18 protein-coding genes are annotated in these 15,885 nt (G+C 70.3%); 6 read left to right on the forward strand and 12 right to left on the reverse strand.

Translation table 11 applies throughout. The features are described from left to right. From ABZT49_RS27170 to ABZT49_RS27205, 8 genes are all read right to left on the reverse strand, one after another. Positions 1-991 (reverse strand): peptide ABC transporter ATP-binding protein (locus tag ABZT49_RS27170; protein ID WP_355290682.1); only part of this gene is annotated, 991 nt, incomplete at its 3' end. Next, on the reverse strand, positions 988-2,028 hold the full coding sequence (locus ABZT49_RS27175; RefSeq protein ID WP_355290684.1) for an ABC transporter ATP-binding protein: 1,041 nt from the start codon (positions 2,026-2,028) through the stop codon (positions 988-990). The genes ABZT49_RS27170 and ABZT49_RS27175, both read right to left, overlap by 4 nt. 8 nt (positions 2,029-2,036) lie before the next feature. Continuing rightward, a complete protein-coding gene (locus ABZT49_RS27180) occupies positions 2,037-2,948 on the reverse strand; it encodes an ABC transporter permease subunit (protein WP_355290685.1) in 912 nt (303 codons plus the stop codon). Beyond that, positions 2,945-3,955, reverse strand: a complete 1,011-nt coding sequence (locus tag ABZT49_RS27185; RefSeq protein WP_355290687.1) for an ABC transporter permease subunit — start codon at positions 3,953-3,955, stop codon at positions 2,945-2,947. The genes ABZT49_RS27180 and ABZT49_RS27185 overlap by 4 nt, the downstream gene beginning before the upstream one ends. A 10-nt stretch (positions 3,956-3,965) precedes the next feature. Continuing rightward, positions 3,966-5,561 (reverse strand): ABC transporter substrate-binding protein, encoded by a 1,596-nt coding sequence (locus tag ABZT49_RS27190; RefSeq protein WP_355290689.1) that lies wholly within the window; start codon positions 5,559-5,561, stop codon positions 3,966-3,968. Positions 5,562-5,731: 170 nt separating this feature from the next. Further along, complete coding sequence (gene eutC, locus ABZT49_RS27195; protein WP_355290691.1) at positions 5,732-6,517, reverse strand: ethanolamine ammonia-lyase subunit EutC; 786 nt, start codon at positions 6,515-6,517, stop codon at positions 5,732-5,734. Beyond that, a complete protein-coding gene (locus ABZT49_RS27200; protein WP_355290693.1) occupies positions 6,514-7,884 on the reverse strand; it encodes an ethanolamine ammonia-lyase subunit EutB in 1,371 nt (456 codons plus the stop codon). Before ABZT49_RS27200 ends, eutC begins: the two co-directional genes overlap by 4 nt. A 44-nt stretch (positions 7,885-7,928) precedes the next feature. Continuing rightward, a complete protein-coding gene (locus tag ABZT49_RS27205; protein ID WP_355290695.1) occupies positions 7,929-8,771 on the reverse strand; it encodes a transglutaminase family protein in 843 nt (280 codons plus the stop codon). Positions 8,772-8,943: 172 nt separating this feature from the next. Between ABZT49_RS27205 and ABZT49_RS27210 the strand changes: the two genes are divergently transcribed. Then, positions 8,944-9,162, forward strand: a complete 219-nt coding sequence (locus ABZT49_RS27210) for a DUF6894 family protein (RefSeq protein WP_355290697.1) — start codon at positions 8,944-8,946, stop codon at positions 9,160-9,162. Between the two features lie 335 nt (positions 9,163-9,497). On the opposite strand, the gene ABZT49_RS27215 is transcribed toward ABZT49_RS27210, so the two are convergent. The 3 genes from ABZT49_RS27215 to ABZT49_RS27225 all read right to left on the reverse strand — a co-directional run bounded on the left by ABZT49_RS27215 (position 9,498) and on the right by ABZT49_RS27225 (position 11,034). Next, positions 9,498-9,797 carry a nucleotidyltransferase domain-containing protein gene (locus ABZT49_RS27215; protein ID WP_355290699.1) on the reverse strand — a complete coding sequence of 100 codons (300 nt, stop codon included), beginning with the start codon at positions 9,795-9,797 and terminating at the stop codon, positions 9,498-9,500. Between the two features lie 74 nt (positions 9,798-9,871). Beyond that, complete coding sequence (locus ABZT49_RS27220) at positions 9,872-10,732, reverse strand: SDR family oxidoreductase (protein WP_355290700.1); 861 nt, start codon at positions 10,730-10,732, stop codon at positions 9,872-9,874. A 32-nt stretch (positions 10,733-10,764) separates the two neighbouring features. Then, positions 10,765-11,034: a hypothetical protein gene (locus ABZT49_RS27225; protein WP_355290702.1), complete on the reverse strand. Its 270-nt coding sequence runs from the start codon at positions 11,032-11,034 to the stop codon at positions 10,765-10,767. 186 nt (positions 11,035-11,220) lie between these two features. Between ABZT49_RS27225 and ABZT49_RS27230 the strand changes: the two genes are divergently transcribed. Both ABZT49_RS27230 and ABZT49_RS27235 read left to right on the forward strand, forming a co-directional pair. Continuing rightward, on the forward strand, positions 11,221-11,835 hold the full coding sequence (locus ABZT49_RS27230; protein WP_355290704.1) for a PepSY domain-containing protein: 615 nt from the start codon (positions 11,221-11,223) through the stop codon (positions 11,833-11,835). 254 nt (positions 11,836-12,089) lie between these two features. Next, on the forward strand, positions 12,090-12,737 hold the full coding sequence (locus tag ABZT49_RS27235; protein ID WP_355290706.1) for a pyridoxamine 5'-phosphate oxidase family protein: 648 nt from the start codon (positions 12,090-12,092) through the stop codon (positions 12,735-12,737). On the opposite strand, the gene ABZT49_RS27240 is transcribed toward ABZT49_RS27235, so the two are convergent. Further along, on the reverse strand, positions 12,734-13,234 hold the full coding sequence (locus ABZT49_RS27240) for an N-acetyltransferase (protein ID WP_355290708.1): 501 nt from the start codon (positions 13,232-13,234) through the stop codon (positions 12,734-12,736). The genes ABZT49_RS27235 and ABZT49_RS27240 overlap by 4 nt on opposite strands. A gap of 289 nt (positions 13,235-13,523) precedes the next feature. On the opposite strand from ABZT49_RS27240, the gene ABZT49_RS27245 reads away from it, so the two are divergent. From ABZT49_RS27245 to ABZT49_RS27255, 3 genes are read left to right on the forward strand one after another with little or no spacing between them, the layout of a single operon-like run. Next, the gene (locus ABZT49_RS27245; RefSeq protein WP_355290710.1) at positions 13,524-14,378 is read left to right on the forward strand and encodes a transporter substrate-binding domain-containing protein; all 855 of its coding nucleotides are present in this window, start codon (positions 13,524-13,526) and stop codon (positions 14,376-14,378) included. Positions 14,379-14,413: 35 nt separating this feature from the next. Further along, complete coding sequence (locus ABZT49_RS27250; RefSeq protein WP_355290711.1) at positions 14,414-15,118, forward strand: ABC transporter permease subunit; 705 nt, start codon at positions 14,414-14,416, stop codon at positions 15,116-15,118. Positions 15,119-15,151: 33 nt separating this feature from the next. Further along, positions 15,152-15,862 carry an ABC transporter permease gene (locus ABZT49_RS27255; protein WP_355290713.1) on the forward strand — a complete coding sequence of 237 codons (711 nt, stop codon included), beginning with the start codon at positions 15,152-15,154 and terminating at the stop codon, positions 15,860-15,862. Positions 15,863-15,885: the final 23 nt, after the last annotated feature.

The raw sequence follows: 15,885 nt of genomic DNA on the forward strand, positions 1-15,885 counted from the left end.
CGGCAGGAGCGCCCGGCGCCCCTCCCAAAAAGTCCTCGGCATAGTGGCAGGCTACCGCCCGGCCCGCGAGAGACCGCGGCGCCGGGCGCTCCTGCCGGCAGAGGTCGGTGGCGTGGGGGCAGCGGGTCGAGAACACGCAGCCCTGCGGGGGATTGAGCGGCGACGGCAATTCGCCCCGCAGCACGATCCGCGTGCGGGTGCGCGGGCCGACGCCGGGTGTGGCCGCCATCAGGGCCTGGGTGTAGGGGTGGAGGGGCCGGGCGAAGATCGCGTCCTTCGGCCCCTGCTCCATGGCGAGGCCGAGATACATCACCAGCACGTCGTGGGCGATGTGGCGCACCACGCCGAGGTCGTGGGAGATGAACAAGTAGGCGAGGCCGAGGTCCTGTTGCAGGTCGGCGAGCAGGTTCAGCACCTGGGCCTGGATCGACACGTCGAGGGCCGAGACAGGCTCGTCGGCGACGACGAGCTTGGGCGACAGCATCAGCGCGCGGGCGATGGCGATGCGCTGGCGCTGGCCGCCGGAGAACATGTGCGGATAGCGCGCGTCGTGCTCCGGGCGCAGGCCCACCTTGGCCATCATCGCCCGCACCCGCTCGCGGCGCTCAGGCGCCGACAGGCCGGTCTGGATCGCGAGCGGCTGCTCCAGGATCGCCCCGATGCGCTTGCGCGGGTTGAGCGAGCCGTAGGGGTTCTGGAACACCAGCTGTACCGTGCGGCGCAGGCGGCGGCGCTCGGAGGCCGGCGGGTCGACGGCGTCGATCCCGTCGAGGGTGAGGGTGCCGTCCGACGGCGGCTCGATCAGCGTCACCATGCGGGCGAGGGTCGACTTGCCGCAGCCGGATTCGCCGACCACGGCGAGCGTCCGGCCGGGCTCGATCGAGAACGAGATGCCGCCGACCGCCTGGAGCCGGGCCGGCGCGCGGAACAGGCCGCGGCGGATCTCGTAGGTCTGGCGGAGATCGTCGGCGACGACGACGGGGGCGCTCACGGGGTCGCCTCGACGGGGGCGGGTCTATCGGCGCTCGCGCCGACAGGGTGGTCCTGGCGGATGCGGGCGTCGCGCGAGGGATCGCCGAGCGGATAGTGGCAGCGCACGAAGCCGTCCTGCCAGGGCCGCAGGGCGGGCCGCTGCTCACGGGAGTGATCGGTGGCGTAGGTGCAGCGCGGCGCGAACAGGCAGCCGCGCGGCCGGTCGTAGAGGCCCGGCACCACGCCCGGGATGGTGGCGAGCCGCCCGCCCGCGCTACGCTCCGGCAGCGCCGCGAGCAGGGCCGCGGTATAGGGGTGCTGGGGGTCGGCGAACAGCGCGTCGGCGCGTTGCTCCTCCATCACCTGGCCGGCATACATCACCATCATCCGGTCGGCGGTCTCGGCGACGACGCCCATGTTGTGGGTGATGAGCACCAGCGCCATGCCGCGCTCGCGCTGGAGCGAGAGCAGCAGGTCGAGGATCTGGGCCTGGATGGTGACGTCGAGCGCCGTCGTCGGCTCGTCGGCGATGAGGAGGCGCGGGTTGCAGGCGATCGCCATGGCGATCATCACCCGCTGGTTCATGCCGCCGGAGAGCTGGTGCGGATAGGCCGCGAGCCGGCTCTCGGCCGCCGGGATGCCGACCTGCTCCAGCAATTCGATCGCCCGGCGCTTGGCCGCCCTGCGGTCGAGGCCGAGATGCTGGCGCAGGGACTCGGTGATCTGGAAGCCGATCGTGAAGCACGGGTTGAGGCTGGTGGTCGGCTCCTGGAAGATCATCGCCACGTCGCGGCCGGTGAGGCGGCGGCGCTCGCGGGTCGGCATGGTCAGGAGGTCGCGGCCGTCGAAGGCGAGGCGGTCGGCCCGGACCCGGCCCGGATAGGCGACGAGGCCCATCAGCGCCATCATGGTCACGCTCTTGCCCGAGCCCGACTCGCCGACGACGCCGAGCACCTCCCCCTCCTCCAGGGTCAGGCTGACGCCGTCGACGGCGCGGAGCGTCCCGCCCGCGGATGGGAATTCGACCGAGAGGTTCTGGATGTCGAGGAGCGGCATGGGGGTCCTCACCGCTTCAGCTTGGGGTCGAGGGCATCGCGAAGACCGTCCCCGACGAGGTTGAAGGCGAGCACGGTGATCAGGATGATCAGCCCCGGAAACGTCACCACCCACCAGGCCCGGAGCACGAACTCGCGGGCGTCGGCCAGCATCGTGCCCCATTCGGGCGAGGGCGGCTGGGCGCCGAGGCCCAGGAAGCCCAAAGCCGCGGCGTCCAGGATCGCGGTCGAGACGCCGAGCGAGGCCTGGACGATGAGCGGGGCGGCGCAGTTCGGCAGCACCTCGGACAGCATCAGGCGCAGGGGCCCCGCCCCGCTGACCCGGGCCGCCGTGACGTAGTCCTTGGATTTCTCGGCGATCACCGCCGCGCGGGCGATGCGGACGTAGTGCGGCAGCACCACCACCGCGACCGCCAGCATCGCGTTCATCAGCCCGGGGCCGAGGATCGCCACGATGACGATGGCGAGCAGCAGCGACGGCAGGGTCAGGATGATGTCCATCACCCGCATGATGACGATGCCGGTGGCGCCGCCGACGAAGCCCGCGACCAGCCCCAGCATCGTGCCGACCAGGATCGACACCGTCACGACCGCGATGCCGATCGACAGGGACAGTCGTGCCCCGTGGATCAGGCGCGAGAGGATGTCGCGGCCGATCGCGTCGGTGCCGAGGGGATAGGTGAGCGAGCCGCCCTCCTGCCAGAACGGGGGTTTGAGGAAGGCGGCGTTGTCGGTGAGGTTCGGCGGGTGCGGGGCGACGACGTCGGCGAAGACCGCCATCAGCAGCACCAGCACGATCAGCGCGAGGCCGATCACCGCGCCGGTATTGGCGCGAAAGCTCGCCCAGAACTCGGCGAGCGGGTGCGGCGGGCCGGCGGGGGCCGCGGACGCGGCGGGGGTGTCGAGCAGTTCGGCGCTCATCTTGCGTGCCGGATGCGGGGGTTCACGAGGCCGTAGGCGAGGTCGACGAGGAGGTTCACCGCCATCACCACCGCCCCGATCAGGAGGATGCCGCCCTGGAGAACGGGGTAGTCGCGCCGGCCGATCGCCTCGATCAGCCACTTGCCGATGCCGGGCCAGGAGAAGATCGTCTCGGTGAGGATCGCGCCGGTGAACAGCACGCCGACCTGGAGGCCGATCACCGTGACGACCGGGATCAGGGCGTTGCGCAGGGCGTGCAGCCCGACGATGCGCCAGGCCGGCAGACCCTTGGCGCGGGCGGTGCGCATGTAATCCTCGCCGAGCACCTCCAGCATCGCCGAGCGGGTCATGCGGGCGATGACCGCGAGCGGCACCGTGCCGAGCACGACCGCCGGCAGGATCAGGTGAGAGAGGGCCGAGCGGAAGGCGCCGGATTCGTCCGACAGCAGCGTGTCGATCAGCAGGAAGCCGGTCACCGGCTCGATGAAGTACTGCACGTCGATGCGGCCCGAGACCGGCGTCCAGCCAAGCTGCACCGAGAACAGCAGGATCAGGAGCAGCCCCCACCAGAAGATCGGCATCGAGTAGCCGGTGAGCGACAGCCCCATCACCCCGTGGTCGAAGACCGAGTTGCGCTTGAGCGCCGCCAGGATGCCGGCCGGCAGGCCGACGAGGAGCGCGAACAGGATCGCGCAGATTCCGAGCTCGATCGTCGCCGGGAACAGGCTCGCGAACTCGGCGATCACCGGCTCCTTGGTGCTGATCGAGCGGCCGAGATCGCCGTGGGCGAGGCGCTCAAGGTAGATGCCGTATTGCGCCAGCAACGGCTTGTCGAAGCCGTACTCGGCGCGGAGCGCCGCGTGCCGCGCCGGGTCGATGCCCCGCTCCCCCGCCATCGTCTCGATCGGGTCGCCGGGCACCAGGCGGATCAGGAAGAACGCCACCAGGGTGATCCCGAGGAAGGTCGGGATCACCAGGGACGCGCGGGTCAGGAGGAAGCGGAGCACGCGGGCGCCTTTACTTCAGGCTGACGCCGTAGAAGGTGTGGCGGCCGAACGGCGACAGCTTGAAGTCCACCACCTCCTTGCGCACCGGCTTCAGCTGCACCGCATGCGCGATGGTGAACCAGGGCGCCTGCTCCTTGAACACCACCTGCGCCTGCTCGTAGAGCTTGGTGCGCTCGGCCTTGTCGGTGATGGTCTTGGCCTTGGTGACGAGGTCGTCGTAGGTCTTGTCGCACCACTTGGCGGCATTGCCGCCGCCCTTCTGCGCCGCGGCGCAGCCGAGCAGGGTGTGGAGGAAGTTGTCGGGATCGCCGTTGTCGCCGGTCCAGCCGAACATCGCGGTCTGGTGCTCGCCGTCCTGGACGCGCTTGCGATACTCGCCCCACTCGTAGGACTTGATCTCGGCCTTCACCCCGACCTTGGCGAGGTCGGCCTGCATCAGCTCGGCGATGCGCCGGGCGTTGGGGTTGTAGGGCCGCTGCACCGGCATCGCCCACAGGTCCATCGTGAGGCCGTTCGCCAAGCCCGCCTCGGCGAGCAGTTTCTTGGCGGCATCCGGATCGTAGGGGTCGTCCTTGATCGCGTCGTTGTAGGACCACAGCGTCGGCGGGATCGGGTTCTTGGCCGCCACGCCGGTCGAGAGGTAGACCGCGTCGATGATCGCCTTCTTGTTGATCGCCTTATTCAACGCCTTGCGCACGCGCACGTCGTCGAACGGCTTCTTCTGGGTGTTGTAGGCGAGATAGCCGATATTGAGGCCGGGCTGCTCCAGTACCTGGACGTTCGGGTCCTTGCGCATCGCGTCGACGTCGGCCGGGTTCGGATACGGCATGACGTGGCACTCGCCCTTCTGGAGCTTGGCCCAGCGCACCGAGGCATCCGGCGTGATCGCGAAGACCAGGTCGTCGAGGGCGGCCTTGCCGGCATAGTATTGCGGGAAGGCGCGGTAGCGGACGATCGCATCCTTCTGGTATTGCAGCAGGTAGAACGGTCCGGTCCCGATCGGCTCCTGGTCGAGCTTGTCCGGCGTGCCGGCCTTCATCATCGCGTCGGCGTATTCCTTCGACTGGATCGCCGCGAAGGGCATCGCCAGATCGGCGAGGAATGGCGCCTCCGGTCCGGTCAGGGTGAAGCGGACGGTATAATCGTCCACCTTGTCGATCGACGTGAGCAGCTTCGGCAGGCCCATGTCGTTGAAGTAGGTGTGGTTGGCGCTGGTCACCCGGAAGAACGGGTGGTTCTCCTTCCACTGCCGCTCGAACGAGAAGATTACGTCATCGGCGTTGAAGTCGCGCGTCGGCTTGAAGGTCTTGTTGGAGTGCCACTTCACGCCCTTGCGCAAGTGGAAGGTGTAGGTCTTGCCGTCCTCGGAGATGTCCCATTTCTCGGCGAGGTCCGGCACCACGTTGGTGGTGCCGCGCTCGAAATTGACGATGTTCGAGTAGATCTGGGAGCCGGCATCGAACGAGGTGCCGGTGGTGTTCACCGCCGGATAGAAATTCTCCGGGCTGCCTTCGGAGCAGTAGACCAGCGTCTTGGCGCCGGCCGGCAGGCTAGCCGCCAGGGCGGACGCGGCACCGAGAACCACCGCCAGGGACGCGCGCTTCATGCTCTGCTCTCCACTCGTCGCGGGCCCCGAGGCCCGGCCTTTCGCCACTTCTGGCGGGTTTCTGCTCATTTCCGCAAGGCCTTGGCGACGGGGACGCACAAATGCCTCATCGCCGGGCGCGTGCCGGGCGACGGGAGATCGTGTCCCGTGAGAAGGCCGGGCGACCGCCCCTACCCTTCCAGCGCGGCCCGCCCCTCCGGCGCCGCCAGCACCCGGTCGCTCTCGTCCTTCAGCGCGACGCCGGTGAGCCGTCGGCTCAGCGCCTGGTCGATCAGCCAGTGCAGCTTGAACGCCGCCAGATCCGGCTTGAGACCCGCCGCCCGCACGTTCGACAGACAGTTGCGCTCGGCATCGGTCCGGCCGGGACGCGGATCGAAGGTGAGGTAGATCCCGAGGCTGTCGGGCGAGGACAGGCCGGGCCGCTCGCCGATCAGCACCGCGACGGCGCGGGCCCTGAGCCGCGTCCCGACCGCGTCGCCCAGTGCCACACGCGCTTGCGTCGCCACCACCACCGGCGCGAGGCGCCAGCCGGAGCCGGTCAGCGCTGGCTTGAGCGCGGACAAGAGCGGCACCGCGCCCTCGTGGACGGCGCGGGCCGAGAGGCCGTCCGCCACCACCAGGGCGAGGTCGACCGGCTCGCCGGCGGCGGCCGCGAGCGCAGCCTCCGAGGCCTCGTCGAGCCGGCGGCCGAGATCGGGCCGGCGCAGATAGGTTGCCCGGTCCGGGGCGGCGGAGGCGGCGGTCAGGGTCTCGAAGTCGAGCGCCGCGATGCCGGCCCGCACGGCCTCGGCGTCGAGGGGGGTGTGGACCGCGTCGCGGGCCTGGGCGTGGGCGAGGCCGAAGCGCAGGACCTCGCGGGTCGGCAGGCCGGCCCCGGCGCGGCCGAGCGCGATGCGGGCCGGGGTCAGGGCGGCGAGGCGCGCCCACACCGCGGCGGGATCGTCGGAGCGGCTCACGCGGCGAGCCCCGTCAGGAGCGGCGCGGCGCCGCCCGGCAGCAGCGTGCCCGCTTCATCGGTCAGGCCCATGCGGACGAGCCAGTCCGCGAATTCGGGCGCGCGCGTCAGCCCCATCACCTCGCGCAGGTAGAGCTGGTCGTGGAACGAGGTCGACTGGTAGTTCAGCATCACGTCGTCGGCCCCCGGTACCCCCATGACGTAGGTCACGCCGGCCGCGCCCAAGAGCGTCAGCAGTGTGTCCATGTCGTCCTGGTCGGCCTCGGCGTGGTTGGTGTAGCAGACGTCGACCCCGAGCGGCACGCCCATCAGCTTGCCGCAGAAATGGTCCTCCAGCCCGGCCCGGATGATCTCCTTGCCGTCGTAGAGGTATTCCGGGCCGATGAAGCCCACCACCGTGTTGACGAGGAGCGGCCGGAAGGCGCGCGCGACCGCGTAGGCCCGGGCCTCCAGGGTCTGCTGGTCGATGCCGTGATGGGCGTTCGCCGAGAGGGCCGAGCCCTGGCCGGTCTCGAAATACATCACGTTGTCGCCCACCGTGCCGCGCTTCTGCGCCAGGGCCGCCTCGTGCGCCTCCTTCAGGATCGGCAGCGTGACGCCGAACGAGGCGTTGGCTCCTTGCGTCCCGGCGATCGACTGGAACACGAGATCGACCGGCACGCCGCGGTTCATCGCCTCGAGCGTCGTGGTGACGTGGGTGAGCACGCAGGCTTGCGTCGGAATCGCGAAGCGCTCGATCATCTCGGCGAGGAGATGCAAGAGGCCGGTCAGCCCCTGCACCGAATCCGAGACCGGGTTGATGCCGATGCAGGCATCGCCGCAGCCGTAAGCGAGCCCGTCGAGGATCGAGGCGGTGATGCCGGCCGGGTCGTCGCTCGGATGGTTGGGCTGGAGCCGCACCGCGAGCGTACCGGGCAGCCCGATCGTGTTGCGCAGGCGGGTGATCACCCGGGCCTTGCGGGCGACCAGGATCAGATCCTGGTTGCGCATGATCTTCGACACCGCGGCGGCGATCTCCGGCGTCACGCCGGGCGCGATCGCCGCCAGGACCTCGGAGGAGGCGGTGAGCAGGAACTCGCGGAAATCGCCGACGGTGAGATGACTGACGCGCGCGAAGGCCCCCGCGTCGTGGCTGTCGAGGATCAGCCGGGTGACGTCGTCGGTTTCGTACGGGATCAGCGGCCGGGCGAGGATCTGGCTGAGCGGCACCTCGGCGAGGCACCAGCGCGCCGCCACGCCTTCCTCGGCGCTGCCCGCTGCCAGGCCGGCGAGCCGGTCGCCGGAGCGGGGCGGGCTCGCCTTCGCCATCAGCTCGGCGAGGTCGGAAAAGACGAAGGTCCGGGATCCGACGACGTGACGGTAGCTCATGCGGGGCCTCCCGGGGGCAAAGCTAATGCAGGCGGCGGCCCGCGTCAGGGCCCCTCCGCCGTCGCGATCGCCGCGACCGTGCGCTCGCCCCGCTCCGGCGCGCCGTCGGCCCGGTCGATCCGGATCTCCATGGCGGTGGGCTTCATCTCGCCGAACGGCGTCGAGAAGGCGATCTCGGCCGCGTCGCGCCCGACGCCGATCCGCACCAGCCCGTCGAGATTGGCTTGGCGCGTCGCGTCGAACAGCCACCAGCGGCCGTCGAGATAGGCCTCGAACACCGCGTGGAAGTCGCACGGCACCAGGCCGTAGGCGTAGCAGCTGACGAAGCGGGCCGGGATGCCGAGCGCCCGGCAGAAGGCGGCGCCGAGATGCGCGAAATCGCGGCACACCCCTGCCCGCTTGAGCAGCGTCTCGTCGGCGGTGGTCTCCTCGTCGCTGGCGCCGCGGACATAGGCGATGTGGTCGTGGATCCAGTTGCAGATCCGGGCCACCCGCTCGAACCCTCGCGGCGCGTCGCCGAACTCGGCCTCGGCGAAGGCGCTGAGCCGGTCGGAGGAGACGAACCGGCTCGGCAGCAGGTAGGGCAGGATGTCGAGGGGCAGGTCCCTCACCGGCGTCTCCTGGATGCCGGCGGGATCGGCCCGGTGGGGATCGAGGGTCACCTCCGCCTCGTAATCGAGGCTGAATGGCCCGGGCGGCACCGTGACCGCCACGTAGCGGTTGCCGGTCTCCGGCGCCTCGTGCCGGCGCAGGGGCAGGTCGGGGTCGAGGCGGAACGTCTCGCGCAGGTCGTGGTGCCGGCTCAGCCGGGCGACCTCCAGGTTGAAGATGAACACCGTCTCGGACACGATGTCGTAGGCGAGATGGCAACCTAAAGTGTAGCGCACGGCTTGAGCCCCTTCCCACTGCCGAGGTAGGGTGACGCAAGAGCCGCGCCGAATCGCCGGGCCCCGCGGTCCGCGCCGGATCGGCCCGGTCTTTGCGTCACGAGTCTTAGCCTGCGTTAAGGCTGCTTGTCGTCGGGCCCGGCAAGACCGGGGCGAGCAGGGAGGACACGCCGTGCACCGCTACTTCTTCGACCTCGATGCCGGAACCTGGGACGCCCGCGACACGATCGGGGTGGTGCTCAGGGATGCCGGCGCCGCCCATGCCGAGGCGGTCCAGGCCCTGCGCTCCTGCGCCCTCGACGCAGGCCGAAGCGCCGGCGCGATCCTCGCCATGAACGTCCGCGACGAGACTGGGCGGACGGTTTTTCGGGTGTCGCTGGCGGCGCAGTGAGGGGGAGCGGGGCGGTCAATCCCCTGTGTGCGAGTGCTGAGAGTGCATGGTTCGTACAACTCGGAAGAGTTTGTGCAATTTGCGAGTGGATTGCGCGATCTATGCTTGGCTTAGTTGAATAAATGTAAGGCGCGTCTCCCCTCTCCCGTTTGGGAGAGGGGCCGGGGGTGAGGGTGGCTCGGCTTCCGCAATGATCCTGAACTGTTGAGCTGCGCAGCTCGACGGTCCAAGCTTCATCCTGAAGCCGAGCCACCCTCACCCCTACCCCTCTCCCAGACGGGAGAGGGGATCCCGCGCTATATTTGTAAACAATACAGGCCGACTGAAGACACGAATCAGAACACCCGGATCGCTTCGCGCTCCATCTCCGTGCTAATATGCGCCGAGAGCCCAGCGCGCGTGGAATAGCCGATCGCCAGACCCGGGAAGGCCGCTGCCAGCCGCTCATAGGCGCCCACGTAGTTGCACAGGTCGTAGAAGGCATCGCTGCCCGGCTCGACCAGGACGTCGAGGTCCGAATCCGGCCGCGCTTCGTCACGGGCGACGGAGCCGTAGAGGGAGAGGCCGCCGACGCCGAGCGCCCGCAGGTCCGGCTCGATCGCTCGCAGATGGGCGAGCGCTTCCTCGCGGTTCATCGCAGCATCCTCGATATCGTGCGGGCTCCGCCCGGATCCCGCTCGAATCTAGCAGAGCGCGGCCCGACCCACCATCAGATCATCGGCTTGCCGCCGGTCACCGCCACGGTGGCGCCCGAGACGTAGCTCGCCTCCTCGCTCGCCAGCATCACGTAGACGGGGCTGAGCTCGACCGGCTGGCCGGGGCGCTTCATCGGTACCTGGGAGCCGAACTGGCGCACCTTCTCCTCGGGCATGGTCGAGGGGATGAGCGGGGTCCAGACCGGGCCCGGGGCGACGCAATTCACCCGGATCTCCTTCTCGGCGAGCAGCTGCGCCAGGCCGCCGGTGAAGTTCTGGATCGCCCCCTTGGTGGTGGCGTAGGCGAGCAGCTGCGGGCTCGGCGTGTCGGCGTTGATCGAGGTGGTGTTGATGATCGCCGAGCCCGGCCGCATGTGCGGCACCGCCGCCTTGGTCAGGTAGAACATCGCGTGGATGTTGGTGCGGAAGGTGACGTCCCACTCCTCGTCGCTCATCTCCTCGATCGACGACACAGTGGCCTGGTGGGCGGCGTTGTTGACGAGCACGTCGACCCGCCCGAACGCCGCCACCGCCTTCTCGACGATGGCGCGGCAATGGGCCGGATCCTTGATGTCGCCCGGCACCAGCACCGCCCGGCGGCCGGCGGATTCGACGAGCTTCGCGGTCTCCCGCGCGTCGTCGTGCTCGTCGTAGTAGGAAATCAGCACGTCGGCGCCCTCGCGGGCGAAGGCGAGCGCCACCGCCTTGCCGATGCCGCTGTCGCCGCCGGTGATGATCGCCTTGCGGTCGGCGAGCCGTCCCGAACCCTTGTAGCGGGTCTCGCCGTAATCGGGCCGGGGATCCATCTCGGCGTCGCGACCGGGCATCGGGATGAGCGTCTGGCGGTCGAAGGGCGGTTTCGGGAATTCCGTCATGCGGGTCGGTCTCCGGGTCGAGGGGCGAGCGGTCAGAAGCGGCCGCCACCGAAGGGCCGGCAGCGGCCGTCGGCGATCTTGAAGTTCGGCGGGTCGCAGGGGACGTAGTCGGTCTCGCACCAGCGCTGGCAGGCCTGCGGGCCGGTGCGCGGCGGGCGGTCGTCGCCCGCGCGCCCGCCGCGCAGCGAGCCGGTGGCGTCGGGGTCGAGGAAGGGCCCGCCGGGGAAGGGCGGTCCCTGCGCGAGCGCGGGAGCGGCGGCGACCAGGGGAGCGAGCACCAAAAGGGCGCGGAGGGGCAGCACGGACGATCTCCGGTGAGGTGACGGACCGCCGCGACGGGCGGGCCGCGGTGCCGGACCAACTGGCTAGGAGTATCCCCGTTCCGGATCGGGCGATCTGCCTTCCGGCAAAGCAGGTTGCCCAACGGGCAACCAAGTCGCCCGCGCGGCGTTTCCGGTGTCCTCGACGCACCCTCCTCGGAGATTTCGATGCTGACGCGCTTCCTCGCCACCGCCGGCGCCCTCGCCCTCACCACCGGCCTCGCCCTCGCCCAGACCACCGCGCCGACGGCGCCGACCGCTCCGGGCACCGCTCCGGCGACCACGGCTCCGGCGACCACGGCCCCCGCCGCGACGGGCGACGTGAAGGACATGAAGGAGTGGCAGGCCGCCAAGCTGGCCAAGGTCAGCCTGGCCGACGCCATCGCCACCGCCGAGAAGAAGGACGGCAACGGCCGCGCCATCGACGCCGATTTCGAGAAGGCCGACGGCAAGAACCCGACCCACTGGTCGATCAAGGTCGTCTATCCGGACGGCAAGCTGGTCGAGCACGGCATCAACGCGGATACCGGTGAGCTCTACAAGAGCGAGAACCAGCCGATCGAGCGCTACTTCACCCGCCTGAAGGTCGCCGATTTCAACAACGCCAAGGTCTCGCTGAAGGACGCCCTGGCGATTGCCGAGAAGCAGGCCGGCGGCGGCAAGGCCTACGAGGCCGAGGTCGAGCGCGAGGGCTCGGCGGTCGCCTACGAGATCAAGGTGGCGCTCGCCGACAACGAGAAGGAAGTGAAGGTCGGGCCGGACGGCCAGATCATGAAGGACTGAGGCTTCGGGATACGGCACAGGTCCCCTCTCCGGGCGATACCAGGCTTGCCTGGTATCGCTGCAAGGTGCGGGAGAGGGGATCCCATGATCCTTCTTTCGTGATCGCGATGGGCGAGGAGCGGCCCGATCGACCTCCGGTTGTCGCCAAGCCTGCGTCGCGCCGTTCGCCATAAGGCCGGGTGCGGCCCTCCCCGGCCGCCGTGCTACGAGAGCGCAAGAGGTCGGGGCGCCTCGACCGACCGCGGGGGCTAACCATGAGCGCCTTCTTCAGCGAGAGCCATCGCCGCCTGCAGGACGAGCACGGCACCCGCGCCCTCGCCGACCGGCTGGAGGCGCACGCGCATCCCTGCTTCGCGCCGCCCGAGCGCGACTTCATCGCGGGCGCGACGATGGTCTTCCTCAGCACGGTGGACGGAACCGGCCAGCCGACCGTGTCCTACAAGGGCGGGGCGCCCGGCTTCATCCGGGTCACCGGCCCGAGCGAGCTGGTCCTTCCGAGCTACGACGGCAACGGCATGTTCCTGACGCTCGGCAATCTGTCCGAGAATCCCCGCATCGGCCTGCTCTTCATCGATTTCGAGCGCCCGCACCGGTTGCGGGTGCACGGTACCGCGTCGCTCACCGATGATGCGGGGCTGCTCGCCCGCTATCCAGGGGCGGACCACGTCGTCCGGATCACCGCCGACCGGATCTTCGTGAATTGCGGCCGCTACATCCACCAGAGCAGCGGTACGACGCTCTCGCCGCACCTGCCGGACCCGACCGGGCACCAGCCGTTCCCGGCCTGGAAGCGCCTGGACATCTTCGAGGGCGCCCTGCCGGAGGACGATGCGCGGCAGGTCGCGCGCCGGGGTGGCACGATCCCCCTCGAAGCCTATCCGGGCGAGGCCGATCCTCTTTAAATGCCCCCGACGACGTTCCCCCCGGCCTCCGCCAGGGCCCCCTCGCGCAGTTCCAGCGCGAGGAACCGGCCCGGATCGACCGGTCCCGGCAGGATGAGCTTGCGCGGCGGCAGCACCCGGAAGCCGAAGCGGGCGTAGTACGGCGCATCGCCGACCAGGATGACGAGGCCGTGGCCGCCGCTCCTCGCGGCGTCGAGGGAGGCGCGCATCAACGCTCCCCCGATGCCGCGGCTGCCGAAGGCCGGATCGACGGTCAGCGGGCCGAGCACCAGGAGCGGGCTCGCGCCCGCCCGGGCCGGCGAGACCCGCACCGAGCCGACGAGCAGCGTGCCGACCAGCGCCGTGAACGAGAGATCGGAGAGGTGCGGCACGCCCTCGCGCAGGCGGAAGGCGGTGCGGGCGTAGCGGCCGGGGCCGAAGGCCCGCTCGTGCAGGCGCTCGATGGCGTCGTTGTCGCGCGGGGTCTCGGGCCGGATGACGAGGGGAAGCGTGGTCACGGGCACACAGTCTCGGAGGCTGGCGTCACATCATGGGCGGATCGGTCAGCCGATCCGTCGTCGCGCCTCTGCCCTCGGGGCCATCGCTCGTCTCCCGGCGGGCGTCTCGCCCATTCCTGCGGGCGCCTTGCCCGTCCCTGCGGGGGCGCCATAGCAGCGCTCAGCTGTGAGTGCAAACCGCCGGTGGCATGCCGCTCGCATCATCCTGACGTGCAAGCGCTTGCGTCGAGGCACGCCTTGCGGGTTAGCTGAGCGTGGAACGCCTCAAAGGTCCGGGAACGACGCCACAATGAGAATCAGGTCTGCTCTCGCCCTCGTCCTCTCTCTCGCGCTCGGCGCCGCCGGGGCGGCCCGGGCCGACGACACGGTGCCGGCAACGGTGCGGATCGCCACGGAGGGCGCCTACGCGCCCTACAACTTCACCAAGCCCGACGGTACCCTGGACGGCTACGAGATCGAGCTCGGCCGCGAGATCTGCGCCCGCGCCAAGCTCAAATGCGAGTTCGTCGCCCAGGACTGGGACGGCGTGGTGCCGGGGCTCAACGCCAAGAAGTTCGACGCGATCATGTCGGGCATGACCATCACCGACGCGCGCCTGAAGGTGGTGGACTTCACCAAGCCCTATAGCGGCGATTCCTCGGGCTTCGCGGTCGACCGCAACGGGCCGCTGGCGAAGCTCCCCTTGGGCGGCCAGAAGTTCAGCCTGGCGGACGAGGCCGAGGCGCAGAAGGCGCTCGACACGATCAAGCCGCTCCTCAAGGGCAAGACCGTCGGCGTCCAGGTCTCGACCATCCACGCCGCCTTCATGGACAAGTACCTCAAGGGCACCATCGAGGTGCGCGAGTACAAGACCACCGAGCAGCACGACCTCGACCTCGCCGCCGGCCGCATCGACGCGATCTTCGCCAACGACGCGCCTCTGCGGGCGACCGCCGAGAAGCCGGAATTCGCCGATACCGTGATGCTGGCCGGTCCCCGCTTCCGCGGTGGCATCCTCGGCCGCGGCGTGGCGATGGGCCTGCGCAAGGGCGAGGCGAAGCTGAAGGCGCGCCTCGACGAGGGCATCGACGCGGTGATCGCCGACGGTACCCTGAAGAAGCTCTCGCTCAAGTGGTTCAAGGCCGACCTGACCCCGCAGGGCTGACGGTTCCGGGCAGAGACCAGAAAAAAGGGAGCCGCGTGAGCGCCTTCACCCTTCTCGGCTTCGGCCCCGGCGGCTGGGGCGGCGCGCTGCTGCTGGCCGCCGGCACCACCCTCGCGCTGGCCCTGTGCGGCTTCCTGCTCGGGGCCGTGCTCGGCGGGCTGGCGGCGGGCGCCAAGCTCTCCGGCCTCCTCCCCTTGCGGGTGCTGGCCGACGGTTACACCACGCTCCTGCGCGGCGTGCCGGACCTGCTCGTGATCTACCTCCTGTATTTCGGCGGCAGCGCGGCGCTCGGCAGCATCGCGGGCCTGTTCGGCGCCACCGGCTTCGTCGGGGTGCCGGCTTTCGGGGTCGGCATCGCGGCGCTCGGGATCATCTCGGGCGCCTACCAGGCCGAGGTGTTCCGCGGCGCCTACCTCGCCCTCGACCGCGGGCAGATCGAGGCCGCCCGCGCCGTCGGCATGCATCGCGGGCTGATCCTGCGCCGGGTCGTGGCGCCCCTCGTCGCCCGCGACGCCCTGCCCGGCCTCGGCAACGTCTGGCAGATCCTGCTCAAGGACTCGGCGCTGGTCTCGGTGACGGGCCTCATCGAACTCCTGCGCCAGGCCCAGGTCGGCGCCGGCTCGACCCGCCAGCCCTTCACCTTCTACCTCGCGGCAGCCGCCCTCTACCTCGCCATCACCTCGCTCTCGACCTGGGGCTTTTCCCGGGCCGAGGCCCATGCCCGCCGGGGGGCGCGATGATCCGCCGGGGCTCGCGATGACCGGGGTGGAACGATGATCGACCTCGACTTCCTCGGCACCACCGTGCGGGCGCTGCTCGGCGGCCTGCCCCTCACCCTGAGCCTCACCGCAGGCTCGGTGGCGCTCGGCGGCGTGCTGGCGGCGCTCGCGGCCTGGGGCCGGCTCTCCGGCGTCGCGCCGGCCGACTGGCTCGCCCGCCTCTACATCTTCGTGTTCCGCGGCACGCCGCTCCTGGTGCAGATCTTCCTGATCTATTACGGCCTCGGCCAGTTCCGGCCGACCCTGCAGGCCTGGGGCCTGTGGACCTTCTTCCGCGAGCCGTACTGGTGCGCGCTGCTGGCGCTCGCCCTCAACACCGGCGCCTACACGGCCGAGATCTTTCGGGGTGCGGTCCTCTCGGTGCCGCACGGGGCGCTGGTCGCGGGGCGGGCCTGCGGCATGCCGCGGCTCCTCCTGTTTCGCCGCATCACCCTGCCGCTCGCCACCCGCCAGGCCCTGCCGGCCTACGGCAACGAGGTGATCTCGGTGGTCAAGGCGACCTCGCTCGCCTCCACCATCACGCTGATGGAGATCACCGGCATCGCCCAGAAGCTGATCGCCCAGAGCTTCCGGGCGCTGGAGGTCTTCGTCTGCGCCGGCGCGTTCTACCTCGCCCTCACCTTCGTGATCATCGGGATCCTGCGGCTCGCCGAGGCCCGGCTGTCGCCGGACCTGCGCCCGCGCCCGGTGGCCCACCCCGCCTGACCCCGGAACCCGCCATGCTGGCC

Source organism: Methylobacterium sp. EM32, from assembly GCF_040593685.1.
Classification (GTDB): Bacteria; Pseudomonadota; Alphaproteobacteria; order Rhizobiales; family Beijerinckiaceae; genus Methylobacterium.

Coding starts and splice junctions, on each gene's coding strand:
- ABZT49_RS27175 (WP_355290684.1), bottom strand. CDS start 2,028: ATGCCGCTCCTCGACATCCAGAACCTCTCGGTCGAATTCCCATCCGCG.
- ABZT49_RS27180 (WP_355290685.1), bottom strand. CDS start 2,948: ATGAGCGCCGAACTGCTCGACACCCCCGCCGCGTCCGCGGCCCCCGCC.
- ABZT49_RS27190 (WP_355290689.1), bottom strand. CDS start 5,561: ATGAAGCGCGCGTCCCTGGCGGTGGTTCTCGGTGCCGCGTCCGCCCTG.
- ABZT49_RS27200 (WP_355290693.1), bottom strand. CDS start 7,884: ATGAGCTACCGTCACGTCGTCGGATCCCGGACCTTCGTCTTTTCCGAC.
- ABZT49_RS27215 (WP_355290699.1), bottom strand. CDS start 9,797: ATGAACCGCGAGGAAGCGCTCGCCCATCTGCGAGCGATCGAGCCGGAC.
- ABZT49_RS27220 (WP_355290700.1), bottom strand. CDS start 10,732: ATGACGGAATTCCCGAAACCGCCCTTCGACCGCCAGACGCTCATCCCG.
- ABZT49_RS27230 (WP_355290704.1), top strand. CDS start 11,221: ATGCTGACGCGCTTCCTCGCCACCGCCGGCGCCCTCGCCCTCACCACC.
- ABZT49_RS27235 (WP_355290706.1), top strand. CDS start 12,090: ATGAGCGCCTTCTTCAGCGAGAGCCATCGCCGCCTGCAGGACGAGCAC.
- ABZT49_RS27245 (WP_355290710.1), top strand. CDS start 13,524: ATGAGAATCAGGTCTGCTCTCGCCCTCGTCCTCTCTCTCGCGCTCGGC.
- ABZT49_RS27255 (WP_355290713.1), top strand. CDS start 15,152: ATGATCGACCTCGACTTCCTCGGCACCACCGTGCGGGCGCTGCTCGGC.